This is a genomic window from Corallococcus exercitus, assembly GCF_042231735.1.
Lineage (GTDB): Bacteria > Myxococcota > Myxococcia > Myxococcales > Myxococcaceae > Corallococcus > Corallococcus exercitus_B.
The window spans coordinates 4,418,860-4,441,710 of the sequence record NZ_CP102577.1 but is presented as its reverse complement, the minus strand read 5'-3'; the positions used below and the strand labels follow the sequence as shown (position 1 = coordinate 4,441,710).

Annotated in this window: 15 protein-coding genes; all 15 read left to right on the top strand. The window is 70.0% G+C overall.

The features are described from left to right. The first annotated feature begins 4 nt into the window (after positions 1 to 4). A complete protein-coding gene (gene rsmH, locus NR792_RS17190; protein ID WP_375761109.1) occupies positions 5 to 910 on the top strand; it encodes a 16S rRNA (cytosine(1402)-N(4))-methyltransferase RsmH in 906 nt (301 codons plus the stop codon). Beyond that, on the top strand, positions 907 to 1,299 hold the full coding sequence (gene ftsL / locus NR792_RS17185; protein WP_375761108.1) for a cell division protein FtsL: 393 nt from the start codon (positions 907 to 909) through the stop codon (positions 1,297 to 1,299). The genes rsmH and ftsL overlap by 4 nt, the downstream gene beginning before the upstream one ends. Beyond that, positions 1,296 to 3,317 carry a penicillin-binding protein gene (locus NR792_RS17180; RefSeq protein ID WP_375761107.1) on the top strand — a complete coding sequence of 674 codons (2,022 nt, stop codon included), beginning with the start codon at positions 1,296 to 1,298 and terminating at the stop codon, positions 3,315 to 3,317. Before ftsL ends, NR792_RS17180 begins: the two co-directional genes overlap by 4 nt. 51 nt (positions 3,318 to 3,368) lie before the next feature. Further along, entirely contained in the window at positions 3,369 to 4,907 is a 1,539-nt protein-coding gene (locus NR792_RS17175) for a UDP-N-acetylmuramoyl-L-alanyl-D-glutamate--2,6-diaminopimelate ligase (RefSeq protein ID WP_375761106.1), read from the top strand. A 28-nt stretch (positions 4,908 to 4,935) separates the two neighbouring features. Then, positions 4,936 to 6,336 carry a UDP-N-acetylmuramoyl-tripeptide--D-alanyl-D-alanine ligase gene (gene murF / locus NR792_RS17170; RefSeq protein WP_375761105.1) on the top strand — a complete coding sequence of 467 codons (1,401 nt, stop codon included), beginning with the start codon at positions 4,936 to 4,938 and terminating at the stop codon, positions 6,334 to 6,336. Next, positions 6,336 to 7,514, top strand: coding sequence for a phospho-N-acetylmuramoyl-pentapeptide-transferase (mraY, locus tag NR792_RS17165; protein ID WP_375761104.1), 1,179 nt, complete (start codon positions 6,336 to 6,338; stop codon positions 7,512 to 7,514). Before murF ends, mraY begins: the two co-directional genes overlap by 1 nt. A gap of 48 nt (positions 7,515 to 7,562) precedes the next feature. Further along, positions 7,563 to 8,933 carry a UDP-N-acetylmuramoyl-L-alanine--D-glutamate ligase gene (gene murD / locus NR792_RS17160; RefSeq protein ID WP_375761103.1) on the top strand — a complete coding sequence of 457 codons (1,371 nt, stop codon included), beginning with the start codon at positions 7,563 to 7,565 and terminating at the stop codon, positions 8,931 to 8,933. A 5-nt stretch (positions 8,934 to 8,938) separates the two neighbouring features. Next, positions 8,939 to 10,102 carry a putative lipid II flippase FtsW gene (gene ftsW, locus NR792_RS17155; protein ID WP_375761102.1) on the top strand — a complete coding sequence of 388 codons (1,164 nt, stop codon included), beginning with the start codon at positions 8,939 to 8,941 and terminating at the stop codon, positions 10,100 to 10,102. Next, on the top strand, positions 10,099 to 11,250 hold the full coding sequence (gene murG, locus NR792_RS17150) for an undecaprenyldiphospho-muramoylpentapeptide beta-N-acetylglucosaminyltransferase (protein ID WP_375761101.1): 1,152 nt from the start codon (positions 10,099 to 10,101) through the stop codon (positions 11,248 to 11,250). The genes ftsW and murG overlap by 4 nt, the downstream gene beginning before the upstream one ends. Further along, positions 11,247 to 12,671 (top strand): UDP-N-acetylmuramate--L-alanine ligase, encoded by a 1,425-nt coding sequence (gene murC, locus NR792_RS17145; RefSeq protein WP_375761100.1) that lies wholly within the window; start codon positions 11,247 to 11,249, stop codon positions 12,669 to 12,671. Before murG ends, murC begins: the two co-directional genes overlap by 4 nt. 3 nt (positions 12,672 to 12,674) lie before the next feature. Continuing rightward, positions 12,675 to 13,607, top strand: coding sequence for a UDP-N-acetylmuramate dehydrogenase (murB, locus tag NR792_RS17140; RefSeq protein WP_375761099.1), 933 nt, complete (start codon positions 12,675 to 12,677; stop codon positions 13,605 to 13,607). Continuing rightward, positions 13,604 to 14,560, top strand: coding sequence for a D-alanine--D-alanine ligase (locus tag NR792_RS17135; RefSeq protein WP_375761098.1), 957 nt, complete (start codon positions 13,604 to 13,606; stop codon positions 14,558 to 14,560). The genes murB and NR792_RS17135 overlap by 4 nt, the downstream gene beginning before the upstream one ends. A 134-nt stretch (positions 14,561 to 14,694) precedes the next feature. Then, a complete protein-coding gene (locus tag NR792_RS17130; protein WP_375761097.1) occupies positions 14,695 to 15,552 on the top strand; it encodes a cell division protein FtsQ/DivIB in 858 nt (285 codons plus the stop codon). 41 nt (positions 15,553 to 15,593) lie between these two features. After that, positions 15,594 to 16,829: a cell division protein FtsA gene (ftsA, locus tag NR792_RS17125; RefSeq protein WP_014398878.1), complete on the top strand. Its 1,236-nt coding sequence runs from the start codon at positions 15,594 to 15,596 to the stop codon at positions 16,827 to 16,829. A 381-nt stretch (positions 16,830 to 17,210) separates the two neighbouring features. Next, positions 17,211 to 22,640 (top strand): Ig-like domain-containing protein, encoded by a 5,430-nt coding sequence (locus tag NR792_RS17120; RefSeq protein WP_375761096.1) that lies wholly within the window; start codon positions 17,211 to 17,213, stop codon positions 22,638 to 22,640. Positions 22,641 to 22,851: the final 211 nt, after the last annotated feature.

Here is a 22,851-nt window from a genome sequence, read left to right as displayed (position 1 = left end):
TCCCGTGGACTTCCAGCACCAGACCGTCCTGCTCCACGAGACGGTGGAGCTGCTGAACCCGGCGGAGGGCAAGGTCATCCTCGACGGCACGCTCGGCGGCGGTGGGCACACCGAGGCGCTGCTCGCCCGGGGCGCCACCGTGGTGGGCGTGGACCGGGACCCCGTGGCCCTGGCGGCGGCCACCGCCCGCATGGGCGGCAACGCGCGCTTCCAGGCCCGGCAGGGCAACTTCGCGGACCTGCCCCGCGTGGCGCACGACCTGCTGCCCGTGGACGGCGTGCTCGTGGACCTGGGCGTGTCCTCGCCCCAGCTGGACGTGGCCGAGCGCGGCTTCTCCTTCATGAAGGACGGCCCGCTGGACATGCGCATGGGCGACACCGGCGTCACCGCCGCGGAGCTCATCGCTGAAACGGACGAGCGCGACCTGGCGCGGCTGCTCAAGGACTATGGAGAAGAGCCCTTCGCGCGGCCCATCGCCCGGGAGCTGAAGAAGGCGCTGCCCCAGCGCACGCTGGAGGCCGCGGAGGTGGTGAAGCGCGCCGTGCCGCGCAAGGCGTGGCCGGACCGCATCCACGTGGCCACCCGCACGTTCCAGGCGCTGCGCATGGCGGTGAACGGGGAGCTGGAGGCGCTGGACGCGCTGCTCGCCGCGCTGCCCTCGCTCCTCAAGGTGGGCGGCCGCGCCGCGGTCATCTCCTTCCACTCCCTGGAGGACCGGAAGGTGAAGGAAGCCTTCCGCGCCCTGGTGGGCGGGTGCACCTGTCCGCCGGGCTTCCCGGTGTGCGTGTGCAACAGCCAGGGTGATTTCGCCCTCGTGTCCAAGAAGGCCGTCGCGGCTTCCGAAGCGGAAGTCGAGGCCAACCCCCGCTCTCGCAGCGCGCACCTGCGCGCGGTGGAGAAAATCCGATGAGCAAGGCCCTCTCGCGTCCCTCCGTGTCCGTGGCCGGCGTGCTGATGCACCTGCTGCCCGCCGTCATGCTCTTCACCCTGTTCGCCGGCGTGGGCATCCTCCACGTCACCAGCCGCGTGCTGGTGGTGGACATGGGCTACCGCCTGTCCAACGCGGAGGGCGAGAGCCGCTCGCTCACCCGGGAGAACGACCGGCTGAAGCTGGAGCTGGCCACGCTCAAGGCCCCGGCGCGGCTGGAGCGCGTGGCGCGTGAGCAGCTGGGCATGGCGATGCCCAAGGGCGGCGCGGTGGTGTCCCTGGCGGACGAGCGCGTGAAGGGCTCGGGCACCGCGCAGGCCCGGAGCAGCGCCCCCGCGGTCCGCGTGGCGGAGCGGGGGACCGGGCGGTGAGGGACCTCAAGAGCGCGCGGATTCCAGAGTCGAACACGAAGGGGCTCAGGCTGCGGGTCCAGCTCTTGTTCGGGCTGTTCCTCGCGCTCCTGGGCACGGCGTTCGGCCGCGCGGTCTACCTCCAGGTCTTCCAGCAGGAGAAGCTGCGCGGCCTGGCGCAGGACCAGTACGTCCGGCAGATCGACATCCCGGCCCGGCGTGGGGACATCTTCGACCGGCGCGGCACGCCGCTCGCGCAGAGCGTGGAGGTGGACTCCATCTGGGTGGACCCGTCCATGCTCCCCAACGTGCAGCAGGCGGCCCGGCAGCTCGCGCGTGCGGTGCACCTGGACGGCAACGACGTGGCCGCGCGCCTGTCCCGCGCCAAGCGCTTCGCGTGGGTGAAGCGCCAGGCGAAGCCCCAGGAGGTGGCGGCGGTCAAGGCGCTGGGCCTGCCCGGCCTGGGCTTCACCAAGGAGCCCAAGCGCTTCTATCCCCAGCGCGAGCTGGGCGCGCACATCGTCGGCATGGTGGGCACCGACGGCCACGGGCTGGAGGGGCTGGAGCTGGCCTTCGAGGACGAGCTGTCCGGGCAGAACTCGCGCACCTCCGGCTTCCGGGACGCCAAGGGCCGCAAGCTGATGGTCCAGGGCGCCATGGACCCCCTGGAGCGCCAGGGCGCCGCGGTGACGCTCACGCTGGACCGCCACCTCCAGTACGTCGCGGAGAAGGCGCTGGCCAAGGCCGTGGAGGACGCCAAGGCGGTGGCGGGCATGGCGGTGGTGCTGGACCCGCGCACCGGGGAGCTGCTGGCGCTGGCCAACAACCCGCGCTTCAACCCCAACACGCCGGAGGACGGCGTGAAGAACGCCATCCGCAACCGCGCCGCGCTGGACGCCTTCGAGCCCGGCTCCACGATGAAGGCCTTCGTGGTGGCCGCCGCGCTGGAGCAGAAGGCCATCACCCCGGACACGCTGTTCTTCTGTGAGAACGGCGCCTTCCGCATTGGCCGCCACACCGTCAACGACACCCACCCGCACGGCTGGCTCAACGCGCAGGGCGTCCTCCAGGTGTCCTCCAACATCTGCGCCGCGAAGATCGCCGACGCCCTGGGGCGGGAGAAGATGGTGGCCGCCTACCACGCCTTCGGCTTCGCGGAGCGCACCGGCCTGGCGCTCACCGGGGAGAGCCGCGGCGTCATCCCGTTTCCGAAATCGGACATCTCCCTGGCCACCCAATCCTTCGGCCAGGGGATGACCTCCACCGCCGTCCAGCTGGCGGCGGCCTACGGCGCGCTGGCCAACGACGGCGTGCTGATGCGCCCGTACCTCGTCTCCAGGGTCGTGGACCCGGACGGCGTGGTGCTGCTGGAGAACCAGCCCACGGAGCTGCGCCGGGTCGTTTCCCAGAGGGTGGCGCGGCAGGTCGTGGGCATGCTCGAGAGCGTGGTGGTCAAGGGAGGGACCGCGCCCAAGGCCGCCATGGACGACTACCGGGTGGCCGGCAAGACGGGCACCGCCCAGAAGGCGGACCCCGTCGCGCGGGGGTATTCCGACAAACGCATTGCGTCGTTCGCGGGCATGGTGCCGGCCGAGGCACCGCGCGCCGTGATTCTCGTGGTGGTGGACGAACCCAAGACAGACGTATACGGGGGGAACGTGGCTGCCCCTGCCTTCAAGGAAATCGCTACCGCTGCCATGGCCCACCTGGCCGTGCCCCCGTCCCGGACGGTGGCACCCGCCGAGGTGGCCGCGGCCGCCGCGCCCGTGGTGCCCCCTCCGGCACCGAAGGCGTTGGCGAAGGCCGTGCCCGTCCGGGCCGGCCTGGAGGATGCGGTGACCGAGACCCCGGAGCCCGGCACGGTGCGTGTGCCGGACGTCCAGGGCCAGGCAGGACGCGAAGCCGTGGTGAAGCTGCTCGCCGCGGCGTTGGAGCCACAGCTGCAAGGCAGTGGACGAGTCGTATCTCAGACCCCCCCCGCCGGTGCGCTGGTGGAGAAGGGGGCCCGGGTGACGCTGGAACTGGCGACGCGGCAATGAGGCCGTGTCCTTTCCAGGCCCCGCATCAGCAATGCGTGTGAAGGGGAAGAGATGAAGCTGACGGATGTCCTCGCAGGGTGTGGAGCCGAGCAGACCTCGGGCGGCCGTTCCGCGGTCGACGTCACGGGCGTGACGCAGGATTCGCGGCGCGTGAAGCCGGGGGATCTCTTCATCGCCGTGCCGGGCCTGAAGGAAGACGGGGCCCAGTTCATCGGCGAAGCCGTGTCGCGCGGTGCCGTGGCCGTGGTGTCGGAGAAGCAGGGGCAGTCCTCGCAGGTGCCGTTCTTCAAGGTGAGCAGCGCGCGCAAGGCGCTGGCCCTCATCGCGGCCAACTTCCACGGCCGCCCCGCCGACAAGCTGACGCTCCTGGGCGTCACCGGCACCAACGGGAAGACGACGACCACCTACCTCCTGGAGGCCATCCTCGCGACGGCCGCCATGTACACGGGGGCCAACCCGCCGGGCGTCATCGGCACGCTGGGCTACAAGTTCGGCGGCAAGACGACGGAGCTGGCCAACACCACGCCGGACCCGCTGGAGCTGCACCGCATCTTCCGCGAGATGGTGGACGCGGGCGTGGAGACGGTCGTGATGGAGGTCTCCAGCCACGCGCTCGCGCAGGAGCGCGTGCACGGGCTCACCTTCAAGGCCGTGGGCTTCAGCAACCTGTCCCGTGACCACCTGGACTACCACAAGGACCTGGAGGAGTACTTCCAGGTGAAGCGCAAGCTCTTCGTGGAGAACCTCTCCGCCACGGGCACCGCGGTGGTCAACGGCGACGACGCCTTCGCCAGCCGCATCTACAACGAGCTGCGCGGCCAGAAGCGCATGGCGTGGAAGTTCAGCCGCACGGGCGCGGGGGAAATCTCCGCCGCGGACGCCGCCTACTCGCTCAAGGGCATCGAGGCCACCCTGAAGACGCCCGCGGGCGACATCAAGGTCAAGAGCAAGCTCCTGGGGCCCCACAACCTGGAGAACATCATGCTCGCCGCCGGCATCGCGCTGGGCGCGGGCATCAGCCGCTCGGACGTGAAGAGCGGCATCGAGCTGGTCTCCCAGGTGGCCGGCCGCATGGACCGCGCGGAGAACCACCGCGGCGGACCCGCCCCGGCGGTGCTGGTGGACTACGCGCACACGGATGACGCGCTCAAGCGCTCCATCGAGGCGGCGCGCACGCTGGCCAAGGGCCGCGTCATCGTCGTCTTCGGCTGCGGCGGCGACCGCGACAAGGGCAAGCGCCCGCTGATGGGCACCGTGGCCGCGGAGGGCGCCGACCTGGTGATGGTGACCAGCGACAACCCGCGCACGGAGGACCCGGAGGCCATCATCGCGGAGGTGACGCCGGGCCTGGAGAAGGGCGGCCTGCGCCGCATCTCCGCGGGCAAGGCGAAGGTCGGGGAGAAGGGCTACCTCGTGGACGCGGACCGCCGCGCCGCCATCGAGCAGGTCATCAACCTGGCCAAGGACGACGACGTCGTCCTCATCGCCGGCAAGGGCCACGAGACCTACCAGACGGTGGGCACGGAGAAGCTCGCGTTCGACGACCGCGAGGTCGCCGCGCGCGCGCTGGCCAACCGCATCCCGGGCTGACCCTTCTCAAAGGCCAACACCCCCCTCCATGGCCGCTCGATTCTCCGATGACGAGGTGGTGCAGGCGACGGGTGCGACCCGTCGCGGGGAGCCCGTTGCCGCGGGCTTCCCCGCCGTCTGCACCGACACCCGGTCGCTCACCCCCGGGTGTCTCTTCGTGGCGCTGCAGGGCGAGCGCTTCGACGCCCACGACTTCGTGGACGGCGCCCAGCGCCAGGGAGCGGCCGGAGCGGTGGTGAAGCGGGGGAGGGCGCTGCCGGCCCTGCCCCCGGGCTTCGCGCTCTACGAAGTCGACGACACCCTGGCCGCGCTGGGCGGGCTGGGGGCGCTGCACCGCCGCCGCTTCCAGATTCCGGTGGCGGCGGTGGGGGGCTCCAACGGGAAGACGACCACCAAGGAGATGGTGGGCGCCATCCTGGCCACGCGAGGCCCCGCCCTGAAGACGGAGGGCAACTTCAACAACGAGGTGGGCGTCCCGCTCACGCTCTTCCGGCTGGAGCCGTCCCACGTGGCGGCCGTCATCGAAGTGGGGATGAACCAGCCGGGCGAAATCGAGCGGCTCACCCGCAAGGTGCGGCCGGACGCCGGTGTCATCACCGTGGTCCAGCCGGAGCACCTGGAGGGGCTGGGCAGCCTGGAGGGCGTGGCGGAGGCGGAAGGGGAGATGTTCCGCGAGCTGCTGCCCCAGGCCACCGCCGTGGTGAACCTGGACGACGCGCTCATCGTGCGCCAGGCCGCGCGCAGCGGCGCGAAGCACCTGACGTTCGGCCGGGCGGAGAACGCGGACGTGCGCCTCACCGCCGTCCACACGCTGGGCCGCGACGGCATGGTGGCCACCGTGCGCTACCAGGGGAAGGACTGGCCGGTGCGCCTGCACTTCGTGGGGCCGCACAACGCGCAGAACGCGACGGCGGCGTTCGCGACGGCGCTGGCCCTGGGCTACTCCCCGGAGGAGTGCGTGACGGGGCTGGAGTCCGCGCGGCCGTACGCGCGCCGGCTCAACATCGTGGACGGCCGGAACGGCGTCACGGTGGTGGACGACTGCTACAACGCCAACCCGGCCTCCATGGAGGCCGCGCTCGTCACGCTGGGCACGCTGGTGCCCGAAGGCGGCCGGGCGGTGGCGGTGCTGGGCGACATGCTGGAGCTGGGCGCGGGCGAGGCGGAGGAGCATGCCCGGCTGGGTGAGCTCGTCGCGCGGCACGCGAAGCTGGTCGCGTTCTTCGGCCCCCGGTCCTCGGGCGGCCTGGGGAGCGCGGACATGGGAGATTCCGCCGCCCACTTCACCGAAGTGGAGCCATTGGTGGCGTGGTTGACGCCCCGGCTCTCACCCGGTGACGTGGTGCTGGTGAAGGCCAGTCGCGGCATGCGATTGGAGCGCGTGGTGGCGGCCCTCACGGGCGCGGCCCCCCCCGGAGGGAGTCACTAGTGCTGTACCTTCTGTACGAGCTCATCCAGAACACCGAGGCCGGGCGCGTCCTCAACTTCCTGCGCTACCCGACCTTCCGCATCATCGCCGCGGGCGTCTTCGCCCTGCTCCTGGGGATGCTCATCGGGCCGCGCCTCATCGCGCGGCTGCGCCTGAAGCAGCACGGGCAGAGCAACGTGCGCGAGGACACCCCGGACACGCACCAGAAGAAGAAGGGCACGCCCACCATGGGGGGCGCGCTCATCCTCATCTGCATCGCGGCGGGCACGCTCCTGTTCGCGGACCTCAAGTCCCGCGGCGTCTGGGTGATGATCCTCCTCACCTTCGGCTATGGCTTCATCGGCTTCCTGGATGACTGGCTCAAGCTGTCCAAGCGCAACTCCAAGGGCCTGGCCGGGCGCAAGAAGATGGTGCTGCAGACCCTCTTCTACCTCATCGCCATCTTCGGCCTGATGTGCACGTGGACGAAGGCGGACGGCTCCTTCGGGCCCACGCTGCTCATCGACACGCGGCTGACGCTGCCGTTCGTGCCGTCCCATTGGTTCAACCCGGACCTGGGCTGGTTCTACGTCGTCTTCGCGTGGATCGTGATTGTTGGCACGTCCAACGCGGTGAACCTCACGGACGGCCTGGACGGCCTGGCCATTGTCCCCACCATCGTGTCGGCGGTGACCTTCTGCGTGCTCTGCTACGTGGCGGGCACCACGCTGCACATCGCGGACACGGAGACGGTGAACGGCGTCGCGCGGCTCACGGCCACGCCGCTGTACCGCTACCTGGGCATCCTCCAGGTGCCGGGCGGCGCGGAGCTGGCCGTCTTCTGCGCGAGCATCGTGGGCGCGGGCATCTCCTTCCTCTGGTTCAACACCTACCCGGCGTCCGTGTTCATGGGCGACATCGGCTCGCTGGCCCTGGGCGGCGCGCTGGGCGCGCTGGCGGTGTTCTCCAAGAACGAAGTCGTCTCCGCCATCATCCACGGCATCTTCTTCGCGGAGGCGCTCTCCGTGATGATCCAGGTGGCGTCCTTCAAGATGACGGGCAAGCGCGTCTTCAAGATGGCGCCCGTGCACCACCACTTCGAGCTCAAGGGCCTGGCCGAGCCGAAGATCATCGTGCGTTTCTGGATTGTCGCCATCCTCTGTGGTGGCGTGGCCCTGCTGTCCCTGAAACTGCGCTAGTCGCTTTGCCCCCCGTAGTTGCTCCCGAAGACGAGGTCGGCCCGCCCCATGAATCCCTCGCTGTCCGGTCGGAAGGTCGCGGTGTTCGGGCTGGCCAAGAGCGGCGTCGCGGCGCTCCGGCTGCTCGTGCAGCAGGGCGCGAAGGTGACGGCGCTGGACGCGCGCTCCGAGGACGCGCTCGGTGACGTCGCGAAGGAGCTGCGCGCGCAAGGCGTCGAGCTCGTCACCGGCGCCACGCCCCCAGGCCTGCTCACCCGCCAGGACCTGGTGGTGGTGAGCCCGGGCGTGCCGCTGTCGCTGCCGGAGCTGGAGGCCGCGCGCACGTCGGGCGTCCCCGTGTGGGGCGAGATTGAGCTCGCGGGCCGCTTCCTGAAGGGCACGCGCTTTTTGGGCATCACCGGCACCAACGGCAAGAGCACCACCACGGCGCTCACCGGCGAGCTGTACGCGAAGGCGGGCCTGCGCACCTTCGTGGGCGGCAACCTGGGCCGTCCGCTGGCGGAGGCCGCCATGGCGCCCGGGGACTGGGACGCGCTGGTGGTGGAGCTGTCCAGCTTCCAGCTGGAGGGCATCCACGAGCTCAAGCCCACGGGCGCGGCCATCCTCAACCTCACGCCGGACCACCTGGACCGCTACGCCAACCACGCCGAGTACGGCGCGGCCAAGGCGCGCATCTTCATGAACCAGGACGCTGGCGGCGACTTCGCGGTGGTGAACGCGGACGACGCGGCGGTGATGGGGCTGGCCGCCTCCTCGCGCGCGCCCGTGTACGGCTTCTCCATGACGGGCCGCCCGGTGGTGGACGCGCCCACGCTGGCGGGGCTGGCCATCGCCCGGCCCGGCGGCTTCGAGCTGGAGTTCGCGGGCGAGTCCTACACGCTCACCAACCGCTCGCTCCGGGGCGTGCACAACGCGCAGAACGCGATGGCGGCGGCGCTGCTGGCGCGGCTGGGCGGCGTGGCGAAGGACGCGGTGCAGGCGGGCCTGGACAGCTACCCGGGCCTGGCGCACCGGCTGGAGAGCGTGCGCGTGCTGGACGGCGTGGAGTGGGTGAACGACTCCAAGGCCACCAACGTGGACTCCGTGCTGGTGGCGCTCAAGGCGTTCGCGGGCGACGTGTGGCTCATCGCGGGCGGCAAGGGCAAGGGCGCTCCATACGCGCCCATGGTGGAGGCGGGGCAGGGGAAGGTGAAGGGCGTGCTGACCATCGGCCAGGACGCGGACGCGCTGGCGCGGGCGTACGCGAACGACGCGCCGGTGCATGCGTGCGGCACCCTGGCCCAGGCGGTGGCGAAGGCGCGCGAGGTCGCGAGGGCGGGGGACACGGTGCTCCTGTCCCCGGCGTGCGCGTCGTACGACCAGTTCAAGAACTTCGAGGACCGGGGCGACACGTTCAAGCGCCTCGTCGGGGCGCTCTGACCGTGATGAAGACCTCTCCTCCGGCCGCCCCCGTGCGGTTCGATCCGATTCTCCTGTGCGCGGTGCTGGCGCTCGTCTCGCTGGGCCTGGTGATGACGTACTCGGCCAGCGCGGTGCTGGCGCAGGACAAGCTGGGCGACAGCCTCTACTTCCTCAAGCGCCAGCTGTCCGCCGCGGGCCTGGGCCTCGTGGCCATGGCGGTGGCCATGAAGCTGGGCTGGCGGAAGCTGGCGCGGCTGGCGTACCCGCTGCTGCTCGTCGCCATCGTGCTGCTCATCGCGGTGGCCATCCCCGGCATCGGCACCACGGCGGGCGGCGCGCGGCGGTGGATCCGCCTGCCGGGCTTCAGCCTCCAGCCGGCGGAGCTGGCCAAGTTCGCGTGGCTCGTCTACCTGTCCTATTCGCTGGCGAAGAAGCGGGAGAAGGTGGCCACGTTCTCCATCGGCTTCCTGCCGCACCTGGCCCTGTGCGGCATCCTGGTGTTCCTGTGCATGCTCCAGCCGGACTTCGGCAGCAGCGTGCTGCTGGTGTTCATGCTCTTCGTGCTGCTGTTCGCGGCGGGCACGAAGCTGTCGTACCTGGTGGGCTCCCTCCTGCTCGCGCTGCCGCTGGCCTTCGTCGCCATCGCGACCAGCCCGTACCGCATGAAGCGCATCCTCGCGTTCCTGGACCCGTGGGCCCACCGGCACGACGTGGGCTACCAGGTGGCGGAGTCGCTCATGTCCATCGGCTCGGGCGGCATCACCGGCCTGGGGCTGGGGGACGGCCGGCAGAAGCTGTTCTTCCTGCCGGAGGCGCACACGGACTTCATCTTCTCCATCCTCGGTGAGGAGCTGGGGCTCATCGGCGTGGGGCTGCTGGTGGTGCTGTACGCCGTCGTCCTCTGGCGCGGCATCCGCGCGGCCCTGGCGGCGGGGGAGACGTTCGGCACGTACCTGGGCCTGGGCATCAGCTCCATCATCGCGTTCCAGGCCACGGTGAACATGTGCGTGGCCATGGGCCTGTTGCCCACGAAGGGTCTGACGCTGCCGTTCGTGTCCTACGGCGGCACGTCGCTGGTGGTGCTGATGGGCTCCGCGGGCGTGCTCCTGTCGCTCAGCGCGAACACGCAGGGCGCGTCGCGGCCGGTGCGCACGGGCACGACGGACCTGCGGGAGGTGACGGCGTGAAGGTGCTCATCGCGGGCGGAGGCACCGGCGGTCACCTGTTCCCGGGCATCGCGCTCGCGGAAGAGGTCGTCACGCGCCACCCGGCCAACGAAGTGGTGTTCGTGGGCACGGAGAAGGGCCTGGAGGCGCGCGTGGTGCCCAAGGAGGGCTACCCGCTGGAGTTCGTGAAGGTGCAGGGGCTCAAGGGCAAGGGCCTGCTCGGGCTCCTCAAGGGCCTCATCGCGCTGCCCATGGCGTTCCTCGCGTCGTTCCGCATCCTGTCGCGCCAGAAGCCGGACGTGGTGGTGGGCGTGGGCGGCTACGCGAGCGGGCCGGTGGTGCTGGCCGCGTGGCTGATGGGCATTCCCACCGCCATCCAGGAGCAGAACGCGCTGCCGGGCCTCACCAACAAGGTGCTGGGCCGCATCGTGAAGGTCGTCTTCACCGCCTTCGAGGAGGCGCGCGCGTTCTTCCCCGAGGCCAAGGTGCAGATGATTGGCAACCCCATCCGCAAGAAGCTGATGGACAACTACCTGCGCAGCAGCGCCGCGCACGAGAAGTTCTCCGTCCTCATCTTCGGCGGCAGCCTGGGCGCGCGCGGCCTCAACAACCGGGTGCTGGAGGCGCTGGACTCGCTGGGCGACCTGAAGGAGCAGATCTCCATCGTCCACCAGACGGGGAAGCTGGACCTGGAGACGGTGCGCAAGGGCTACGCGGACAAGGGCTTCGCGGACGTGGCCCAGGTGGTGGAGTTCATCGACGACATGTCCTCCGCCTACGCGAAGGCGGACCTGGTCATCTGCCGCGCGGGCGCCACGTCGCTGGCGGAGCTGACGGTGTGCAAGAAGGCCAGCATCCTGGTGCCCTTCCCGCACGCGACGGACAACCACCAGGAGGTGAACGCCCGCGCGCTGGTGGACGCGGGCGCGGCCCTCATGTTCCGCGAGTCGGAGCTCACCGGGCAGAAGCTGGCGCAAGAGCTGCGCGGCCTGATGACGGACCCGGCGAAGCTCAAGCAGATGGCGAAGAAGGCGGGCATCCTGGGCCGCCCGGCCGCCGCGAAGGAGCTGGCGGACGTGTGCGTGGACCTGACCACCCAGGCCTGGGGCCCGGGCGGGCGGGACCGCGGACCCAAGGACGTGAAGAAGGCACCCGGGAGCAAGGCATGAGCAGCAAGACCGTCAGCAACAAGCCCGGCAGCCTCTTCAAGACGCGCCACGCGGCGCACGTGCACTTCGTGGGCGTGGGCGGCATCGGCATGAGCGGCATCGCGGAGGTGCTGCTCAACCTGGGCTACCGCGTCTCCGGCTCCGACCTGCGCGAGAGCGACATCACCCGCCGCCTGGCGAAGCTGGGCGCCACCCTCTACGAGGGCCACAAGGCGTCCAACCTCGTGCACGCGGACGTGGTGGTGATTTCCTCCGCGGTGCGCAAGGACAACCCGGAGGTGGTGACGGCGCGCCAGCGCAAGATTCCCGTCATCCCTCGCGCGGAGATGCTCGCGGAGCTGATGCGCCTGAAGTACGCGGTCGCCGTCGCCGGCAGCCACGGCAAGACGACGACGACGTCCATGGTGGCCACGGTGCTGTCCGCGGCGGGCCTGGACCCCACGGCGGTGGTGGGCGGCAAGGTGAACGTGCTCGACTCCAACGCCAAGCTGGGCAAGAGCGAGCTGATGGTGGTGGAGGCGGACGAGTCCGACGGCAGCTTCCTCAAGCTGCACCCGTCCATCGCGGTCGTCACCAACATCGACCCGGAGCACATGGACCACTACGGCGACCTGGCGACGCTCCAGTCCGCGTTCGTGGAGTTCTGCAACCGGGTCCCCTTCTACGGCCTCAACGTGCTGTGCCTGGACAACCCCAACGTCCAGGCGCTCCTGCCGCGCATCGAGAAGCGCTTCGTCACCTACGGCAGCTCGCACATGGCGGACTACCGGCTGGAGGGCATCGCGCTGGACGGCTTCACCACCACCTTCCGCGCCTTCCGCCGCGAGGAGGACCTGGGCGAGTTCCGCGTGCGCATGGTGGGCGCGCACAACGCCTTCAACGCGCTGGCGGTGGTGGCCATCGCGGAGGAGATGGACATCCCGCTGGAGACGGTGCGCGGGGCGCTGGCGGAGTTCGGCGGCGTGCAGCGCCGCTTCACCGTGCGCGGGGAGGTGGGCGGCATCACCGTGGTGGACGACTACGGGCACCACCCCACGGAGGTGATGGCCACGCTGTCCGGCGCGCGTCGCGCGTTCGGCCGCCGGGTGGTGGCCGCCTTCCAGCCGCACCGCTACACGCGCACGCACGACCTGATGAAGGAGTTCGCCACCGCGTTCAACGACGCGGACGTGCTCCTGGTCACCAGCGTCTACGCGGCGGGCGAGGAGCCCATTCCTGGCGCCACCGGCGACGCGCTGGCGGAGGCCATCCGCGCCCACGGCCACCGCGACGTGACGTTCGTGGAGAAGCGCGTGGACGTGGCCAAGGCGCTGCTGGAGCGCGTGCGCGAGGGCGACCTGGTGCTGACGCTGGGCGCGGGCGACATCACCCAGGTGGGCCCGGACCTGCTGAACCTGATGGGCGCGGCGAAGGGCGGGTAGGGGATGGAGCCGGGCGAGGTGACACCGCTGGCGGCGCGCGTGGCGCGTCTGCCGGGCCTGGACGTCAAGCCGGGTGAGCCCCTGGCGCCGCTCATCAGCGTGCGCGTGGGCGGTCCGGCGGAAGCCCTGGTGCGTCCGCGCTCCCCGGACGCGCTGGTGGACCTGCTGCGCCTGGCCCGCGACGAGGGCCTTCCCGTGACGGTGCTGGGCGGCGGGGCCAACACGCTGGTGGGCGACGGCGGCGTGCCGGGGCTCACCGTGAAGCTGCCCCCGGACTTGTTCCCGGAAGTGCTGGACGTGGGCCCGGACGACGGGCGGGTGACGCTGGGCACGGGCGCGGCCATCGCCCGGCTGGTCAACGTGATGCGCGCGCAGGGCCTGGTGGGCGCGGAGTTCCTCGCGGGCATTCCCGGCACCCTGGGCGGCGCGGTCACCATGAACGCGGGCACCAAGAACGGCGAGTGCTTCCGCGTGGTGGAGGCCATCGAAGTCGCCACCGCGGACGGGGTGGGGTGGCTGACGAAAGCGCAGGTGCCGCACACCTACCGTCACGCCACGCTGCCCGCTGGAGGTATCGTCACGCGCGTGCGCTTCCATCTTCCCAAGGGCGATGTCGTGGCCAGCAAGGCGGCCATGGACGCGGACCTGGGCTACAGGAAGCGCACGCAGCCCCTGAGTCAGCCCAACTTCGGCAGCGTGTTCACCAACCCGCCGGGCGACCATGCCGGGCGGCTGATTGAACTCGTGGGCCTGAAGGGGCACACCCTGGGGCGCGCGCAGGTGTCCACGCTGCACGCGAACTGGATCGTCAACCTGGGCGGCGCCGCCGCTCGCGACGTGCGGGGCCTCATCACCCTGATGCAAGACCGGGTACAAGAGGCCACCGGCATCGTCATGCACCCCGAAGTCAAATTCGTCGGAGTCTTCCTGCCATGACCATCGGTCCCCGAGGCTTCACCCCCGCTGAGTTGAAGGCCAGGCGCGTCGGCGTGCTGTACGGCGGCCTCTCCAGTGAGCGCGAGGTGTCGCTGCGCACGGGCGCCGCGGTGTCGGGCGCCCTCAAGGGGCTGGGCTACGACGTGGTGGAAATCGACGTGGGCAAGGACCTGCCCGCGCGCCTCGTCGCGGAGAAGGTGGACGTGGCGTGGCTCGCGCTGCACGGCCGCTTCGGCGAGGACGGCTGCATCCAGGGCCTGCTGGAGGCCATGTTCATCCCCTACACCGGCAGCGGCGTGATGGCCTCCGCGGTGGGCATGGACAAGGTGTACGCGAAGGAGATCTTCGTCGCGCGCGGCATCCCCACGCCGCCCTACCGCGCCTTCGACTCGGCGGAAGCGGCGCTCGCGGAAGCGGACCGGCTGCCGTTCCCCTTCCCGGTGGTGGTGAAGCCCAGCCGCGAGGGCAGCAGCGTGGGCGTCCACATCTGCAAGACGCGCGAGGACTACACCGCGGCCGTCCAGGACGCCTCGAAGCACGCGGGCACGCTCCTTGTGGAGCAGTTCATCAAGGGCCGCGAAGTGCAGGGCGGCGTGCTGGACAACGAGGCGCTGGGCGTCATCGAGGTCAAGGCCGCGCGCGAGTTCTACGACTACGAGGCCAAGTACAAGGCCGGCAGCGGTACTCAGTATCTCTTCCCCGCGCCGCTGCCGCCGGACCTGTACGCGCGCGTCAACGAGGTCTCCCTCGCCGCCCACAAGGCGCTGGGGTGCTCGGGCGGCTCGCGCTCGGACGTCATCGTCACCGAAGCCGGTGACGTGTTCCTGCTGGAAATCAACACGCTGCCCGGAATGACGGCCTCCAGCCTCCTGCCCAAAATCGCGGCGGGGCGGGGCATCGACTTCCCGGCCCTCTGTGAGCGGCTGCTCCAGGGCGCTTCGCTCAAGGCCTGAGCCGCTCCGCGTTCTTTCCTGGAGTTCCGGCCTCTTGTGAGGCCGGCGTGTCCCCCCATGCCGCTACAGCGACGTGCCTGTAGCCAAAAACTGGCGTGGTTCGACGTCCGCACGCAGCATGCGCCTCCCTAGTCATGGCCTTCGGAAAATCCAAGAACCGCCGCCGCCTGGACGCCGCACCGCGCAACGACGCGGTGAAGGGCGCGGTCCGTTCGCACGGGCCGTCGGTGGCGAAGGCGCTGGGGTTGGCCGTCGCGACGGCGGGGCTCATCTGGGGCTGCATCGAGCTGCGCGCCTGGGCGGTGGTGACGCCGCGCTTCGCGCTGGAGTCGGTGAACTTCTCCGGGCTGGAGCGGGCCTCGCGCCCGGAGCTCCTGAAGCTGTCGGGGCTTGCGGCGGGGCAGAACCTGTGGACGCTGGACCCGGCCGCGCTGGCGCGGGCCATGGACCAGCACCCCTGGGTGCGCACGGTGGAGGTGACGCGGCGGTTTCCGCGCGGCGTGTCCGTGGAGGTGACGGAGCACGCACCCGCGGCGCTGGCGGTGCTGGGCGACCTGTACGTGCTGGACGAGGAGGGCGAGCCCTTCAAGCGCGTCACCCCCGGGGACGGGCTGGACCTGCCGCTCGTCACCGGCGTGGAGCGCGATGCGTACGTGGCGGACCCGGACGGGGTGCGCGCGAAGTTCCGCGAGGCGCTGGATGTAACCCGTGCTTATGCGCGGCTGTTGCCGGGACGATCCGAGCGGCTTTCTGAAGTGCGCCTGGAGAACACCGGGCTTGCGCTGGTGACGGCGACGGGGCAGGAGGTGCGCCTCGGCGCGGGCGATACGGAAGTCAAGCTCCAGCGGCTGGCGCGCGTTCGACGCGAGCTCAGCACAAGGGGGCTTGCAGCCGCGATCATTCGCCTGGATAACCGTGCCCGACCGGGTTGGGTGGCGGTGAGGCTTTCGAGTGGGTCCGACTCCGTGCGGAGCGGGGACTCGACGCAGTGAGGATGCTTCCTTCACGAAAGTGAGGGAGCCTGGGAGGAGTCATGGCGAAGCAGAAGTCGGGGGAGATCATCGTCGGCCTCGACATCGGCACGACGAAGATCTGCGCCATCGTCGGCGAGCTGACCGATAGCGGTATCGACATCATCGGTATCGGTACGCATCCGTCGAAGGGATTGCGCAAGGGCGTCGTGGTCAATATCGAGGCCACGGTGTCGTCCATCCGGCGCGCCGTGGAGGAAGCCGAGCTGATGGCCGGGGCGGAGATCTCCCACGTCTACACGGGGATCGCCGGCGGCCACATCAAGGGCTTCAACTCCCAGGGCATCGTCGCGGTGAAGGACAAGGAGGTCCGCGACGCGGACATCGCGCGCGTCATCGACGCGGCGAAGGCGGTGGCCATCCCGCTGGACCGGGAGGTCATCCACGTCCTGCCGCAGGAGTTCATCATCGACGACCAGGGCGGCATCAAGGAGCCCCTGGGCATGGCCGGCGTGCGCCTGGAGGCCAAGGTGCACATCGTCACGGGCGCCGTCTCCAGCGCGCAGAACATCGTCAAGTGCGCCAACCGCACGGGCCTGAACGTCTCCGACATCGTGCTCCAGCCGCTCGCCTCCGCTGAAGCCGTGCTGAGCGAGGACGAGAAGGAGCTGGGCGTGTGCCTCGTCGACATCGGCGGCGGCACCACGGACATCGCCATCTTCTCCGGCGGCTCCATCGTCCACACGGCCGTCATCGCCCTGGGCGGCAACAACCTGACGAGCGACATCGCCATCGGCCTGCGCACCCCCGCGCACGAGGCCGAGCGCATCAAGCAGAAGTACGGCTGCGCGCTCGCGTCCATGATCAACAAGGACGAGACGATCGAGGTCCCCAGCGTGGGCGGCCGTCAGCCGCGCGTCCTGGGCCGGCAGATCCTCTCGGAGATTCTGGAGCCGCGCGTGGAGGAGATCTTCCAGCTGGTGCACCGGGAGATCCAGAAGTGCGGCTACGAGGACCTGCTCGCGTCGGGCATCGTCATCACGGGCGGCAGCACGCTGCTCGCGGGCATGCCGGAGCTGGCGGAAGAGGTGCTGGGCCTGCCGGTGCGCCGGGGCATGCCGCGCGGCATCGGGGGCCTGGTGGATGTGGTGAAGAGCCCCATGTACGCCACGGGCGTGGGCCTGGTGGTCTACGGCGCCAAGCACATGGACCGCCGCATGTTCCGCATCCGCGAGGACGGCAACGTCTACAAGAAGGTGAAGGGCCGGATGCGCGAGTGGCTGGAAGAGATCTTCTAGGCCGTCCCGGCGCGTTGATGCGCTGAGTCAGGGCTCCCTTCGGGGGGCCCTTTCGCGTTTCTGGGGGCTGTGTCCGGGGAGTGCATTGACGCGTCAGGGGCAACGCTGACGCGTCAGGCTGGGACGCGGAGTGTTCCAGATTCCAGAATCCGGATCCGGCTTTCGGACGCCCGCCCTAAGCACGGGCGTCCAGCCGTGCAAGTTCCAGGATTTGGACGGATCGGGAATTCGACAGAGGATGGCGCCCGGCTTGCTAGGGGGGCCTGTGGCTCCCGGAACGCATCCCGCCGTTTCTGGTGAGCCTCTGAACCTATGACACCACACAAGACTTCGCGGTTGCTGACGCCCCTACTGGGAGTACGCGGCTCCGTCGCGGCTCTGTTGGCCCTGCTGTGCGCCGTGTTCGCGGCGCCACCGGCCTTCGCGGAACCGGACAGCTTCGGTAATGGCAACGGCTTGGATGGCCCGCTGACGGTCAACGCGGCCGGTACGGTCATCAACACGTACACGCGGCTGACCGCGCCCGCGCCCGCGGGCCAGTCGTTCGTTGACGTGACGGACACCACCGGCTTCGCGGTGGACGACCTGGTGATGATCTACCAGTCCACCGGCTTCACGGAGGCGGTGACCTCGGGTGACCCGGGCCCGTTCAACTTCCAGTCGACCCCGGTCGGCAACTGGCAGTTCGTCCGGCTCACGGACGTTACGGATACGCGGCTGACCTTCACGGGCGTGCCGCTCACGGCGTCGTTCACGGGCGGCGATGCCAACGAAGAGGCCATCCGGACCTCGGCGCAGGCCATCCGGGTGCCCGAGTATTCGGACGTGACCATCAACGCGGGCGCGAGCCTCGTCGCCAAGCCGTGGTCCAACGACGCGGACTTCGTGGACAACCTGGGCGGCATCGTCGTCTTTTTCGCGACCGGGACGGTGACGAACAACGGCACCATTTCCGCCTCCGGTGCTGGCTTCCGAGGTGGCCAGGAGTTCAACGGTGAAGGCGACAATTGTCCGGCGACGGATCTGGACGTCGAGCATCCGCGCGGTGCCATCAAGGGCGAGAGCCTGGTTCCTGCCCGTTACAAGCCGGACGAAGTCTTTCCGGCTCCTGCCGGGACCGCGGGTCGAGGCAACGTTCTTCACGGCGGTGGTGGCGGTGTCTGCCACAACTCCGGCGGTGGTGGTGGCGGCAACGGCGGTGAGGGCGGTATCGGTGGCAGGACCTGGGATGGTGATGACGATGGAAACGCGCCCTCACGGCCCGTCGGAGGGTTGGGCGGCGGTCGGCTGACTTTCTCACCCGCGAACCGCCTCCTGTTTGGTGGCGGTGGTGGCGCAGGTCACAGCAATGATGATGAGGGCGGCGGTGGCGGAAACGCTGGCGGCATCGTCTTCATTCGCGGTCAGGCCCTGGCCGGCAACGGAAGCATCACGTCGGATGGTGACCCGGGTGAGGACTCGCTGAATGATGCCGCGGGTGGCGGTGGCGCGGGCGGTACGATCTCGCTGAGCTTCACGGGCGCCCTGTCTTGCGGTCCGCTCGGCACCCTGTCCGCGAACGGTGGCAAGGGCGGCGACAGCCATTTCGAGGAGCCGCACGGCACTGGCGGTGGCGGCGGTGGCGGCAACATCTTCCTGCAGGGCACGAGCCTCTCGTGCAGCACGTCGGTCGCGGGTGGCGTGGCGGGCCTCCAGGACACGGCTGAGGCCGTGGATGGTCGGCCATACGGCTCTGCTCCGGGCAACCCGGGTGTCATCACCCAGAACCTGCCGCCGACGGTGAGCATCACGACGCCGGCCAACGGCTCGACGGTGACGAACCCGAACGTGACGGTGACGGGCACGGCCACGAACGCCACCAGCGTCGTGGTGAGCTTCAATAATACGAACTACCCGGCGACGCTGACAGGCAATACCTGGACGGTGGACCTGCCCGGTCCGCTGCCCAACGGCACGTACACGGTGACGGCGGTGTCCTCGAATGGGACGACCACGAGCACGGAGGCCTCCTCCACCTTCACGGTGGCGGCTGCCACGACGCCGACGGTGAGCATCACGACGCCGGCCAATGGCTCGACGGTGACGAACCCGAACGTGACGGTGACGGGCACGGCCACGAACGCCACCAGCGTCGTGGTGAGCTTCAACAATGCGAACTACCCGGCGACGCTGACAGGCAATACCTGGACGGTGGACCTGCCCGGTCCGCTGCCCAACGGCACGTACACGGTGACGGCGGTGTCCTCGGATGGGACCACCACGAGCACGCAGGCTTCTTCCACCTTCACGGTGGCGGTGCCGCAGCCGACGCCGACGGTGAGCATCACGACGCCGGCCAATGGCTCGACGGTGACGAACCCGAACGTGACGGTGACGGGCTCGGCCACGAACGCCACCAGCGTGACGGTGACGTTCCAGGGCACGGACTACCCGGCGACGCTGACGGGTAACACCTGGACGGTGGACCTGCCCGGCCCGCTGGCCAACGGCACGTACACGGTGACGGCGGTGTCCTCGAATGGGACGGCCACGAGCACGGAGGCCTCCTCCACCTTCACGGTGGCGGTGCCGCAGCCGACGCCGACGGTGGCCATCACCACGCCGGCCAACGGTTCGACGGTGACGAACCCGAACGTAACGGTGACGGGCTCGGCCACGAACGCCACCAGCGTGACGGTGACGTTCCAGGGCACGGACTACCCGGCGACGCTGACGGGTAACACCTGGACCGTGGACCTGCCCGGCCCGCTGGCGGACGGCACGTACACGGTGACGGCGGTGTCCTCGAATGGCACCACCAACAGCACGACCGCGACCTCCACCTTCACCGTCAACCCGGCGAGCACGGTGGACACGGACAACGACGGCCTGACGGACGAGGAGGAAGTCGACCTGGGGACCAACCCGAACGATCCGGACTCCGACGACGACGGCATCCCCGACGGCATCGAGGTCAAGGTGGGCGGCACGGATCCGCTCGACGACGACTCGGATGACGACGGCATCATCGACGGCAACGAGGACGCGGACCACGACGGCATCGTCGACGCCGACGAGACCGACCCGAAGGACATCGACACCGACGATGACGGCCTGACCGACGGCGTGGAGACGGGCGTTACCGAGCCCCAGGGCGACGACACCGACCCGTCCAAGTTCGTGGCGGACAAGGACCCGGCGACCACGACGAACCCGCTGGACGACGACACGGATGACGACGGTCTGCTCGACGGCAATGAGGACGCCAACCACGACGGCCTCAAGGACCCGACGGAGACCGACCCGAACGACATCGACACGGACGACGACGGTCTGACGGACGGCCTGGAACTGGGTCTCACCCAGCCGCAGGGCGAGGACACCGACCCGACGAAGTTCGTCGCGGATCAGGACCCTGACACCAAGACGAACCCGCTCAACCCCGACACCGACGGCGGCAGCGTGCTCGACGGCATCGAAGACAGGAACCACAACGGCCGCGTGGACGTGCTGGAGCCGGACCCGAACAACGCCGCGGACGACAAGGACGCGGATGGCGATGGCATCGACAACGCCACGGAGCTGGAGAAGGGGACGGATCCGTTCGACCCCGACACCGACGACGACGGCGTGCCGGACGGCATCGACGGGCTGACCGACACGGACGGGGACGGCACCGTCGACGCGCTCGATCCTGACAGCGACAACGACGGCATCCTCGACGGCACCGAGCTGGGTGTCACCGTGGAGACCGCTCCTCCGGGCACCGACACGTCGTCCCCGAACTTCAAGCCGGACGCGGACCCGACGACGAAGACGGATCCGAAGAAGGCGGACACGGACGGCGACGGCCTGAAGGACGGCGAAGAGGACGCCAACCACGACGGCCGCCGCGCCACCACGGAGACGGATCCGACGATGAAGGACACCGACCAGGGCGGCATCGACGACGGCACGGAGGTGAACGGCGGCTCCGACCCGCTCGACGCCAACGATGACTACCTGGTGGTGGGCCACGGTTGCAGCACGGGCGGCTCCGGTTCGCTGGCGCCCTTCGCGCTGATGCTGATGGCGCTGCCCCTGGTGGGCCGCCGCTTCCGCCGCGCCGGGAACCTCCTGGCTCGCGCGGGTGGGGCGCTGGCCGTGTTCGTCACGGCGCTGTTCGCGGGCACCTCCGCCCACGCGCAGGCCACGGCCGTGTCGCAGGCCATCGACGTGCAGCAGTACAAGCCGGGCCCGGGCATCGCGGACGTGCTCGCGGTGCACGGCGCGAAGGTGCAGCGGCACCTGGGGTGGAACGTGGGGCTGTCGGTCAACTACGCCGACAAGCCGCTCAACTTCTTCGACCCCCGCTCGGACACGTACATCACCTCCGTGGTGAAGAGTCAGGTGGGCGTGGACCTGATGGGCGCCATCGGCATCTACGACCGGTTCGAAATCGGCGTCGTGCTGCCCATCACCATCCAGAGCTCGGAGAACTCGCCGGGCGTGGACGCCTCCTTCGCCAACGGGGTGAGCGGGGGCGGCATCGGCGACCTGCGCCTCATCCCGAAGGCGCGGCTCCTGGACGGTGACAACTACGGCCTGTCCGTGGTGGTGCCCGTGTCGCTGCCCACCGGCGGCGCCTCGGACTTCCTCGGCGGGTCGGGCGTGTCCGTCAACCCGCGCGTGGTGGCGGAGTACGGCCGGCGCTTCCGGGTGCTCGCCAACGTGGGCGTGGACATCCGCAAGGCGGAGCAGCTGCGCAACCTGAACGTCGGCAGCGCGCTGGCGTACGGGGTGGGCGCGGAGGCGCCGCTGGGTGACCTGCCGCTGGCCGTCCAGGCCTCGCTGGTGGGCGCGGTGGGCTTCAAGCAGCAGAACGAGGAGGAGCGTCCGCTGGAGCTGCTCGCGGCCCTGAAGTACCGCGGCCTCACCGGCCTGTCCGCGCAGGTGGGCGCGGGCCCGGGCCTCACGCACGGCTACGGCACGCCCACCTTCCGCGTGCTCGCGTCCGTGGGCTACAGCACCCCGGAGCGCGCCCCGGCGCAGCCCCGGCCGGTGTGCCCGGAGGGCCCCGAGGACTTCGACGGCTTCCAGGACCAGGACGGCTGCGCGGACCCGGACAACGACGGCGACGGCATCGTGGACACGGCGGACAAGTGCCCCAACGAGCCGGAGACGGTGAACGCGTTCGAGGACGCCGACGGCTGCCCGGACACGAAGCCCGCGCCGCCTCCGCCGCCGGTGGACACGGACGGCGATGGCCTGATGGACCCGGACGACAAGTGCCCCAACGCGCCCGAGGACAAGGACGGCTTCCAGGACGAGGACGGCTGCCCGGACCCGGACAACGACAAGGACGGCATCGTGGACACGGCGGACAAGTGCCCGCTGGAGCCGGAGACCATCAATGGCGTGGCTGACGAGGACGGCTGCCCCGACAAGGGCAAGGTCAAGGTGCTCGTCGAGGGCGAGCGCATCCTCATCCTGGAGAAGGTCTACTTCGCCACGAACAAGGACGTCATCCTGCCGCGCTCGTTCCCCATCCTGAAGCAGGTGGCGGCAGTGCTGCGCGCCAACCCGCATGTGGAGCTGCTGCGCGTCGAGGGCCACACGGACAGCCAGGGCAGCGACGTCGCCAACCTGGACCTGTCCAAGCGCCGCGCCGCCAGCGTGAAGACGTTCCTCGTCAACGAGGGCATCGCCGCGGAGCGCCTGGAGTCCGAGGGCTTCGGTGAGTCGAAGCCGGTGGACACCAACAAGACGGCGGCGGGCCGTGAGAACAACCGCCGCGTGGAGTTCAACATCACGCGGATGGGCAAGGTGGAAGTGGAGAAGCCCGCCCCGTAGCGCTCCCTCGCGGGAATGAAACACGGAAGGCCCGGTTCCCCCGAGGGAGCCGGGCCTTTTCGTCATCCGCGTCCCGTCCTGTCACGTCACGCGTGCGCGAACGGCGTGGACGACTGACCACGGCGAGTCACCGGACGCGAGTCAAGAGGGTGTTTGCATGCGCGCGATGTCCGCATGCCCGGTGATGCCACACGCGTAAGTGGGCGTCAGG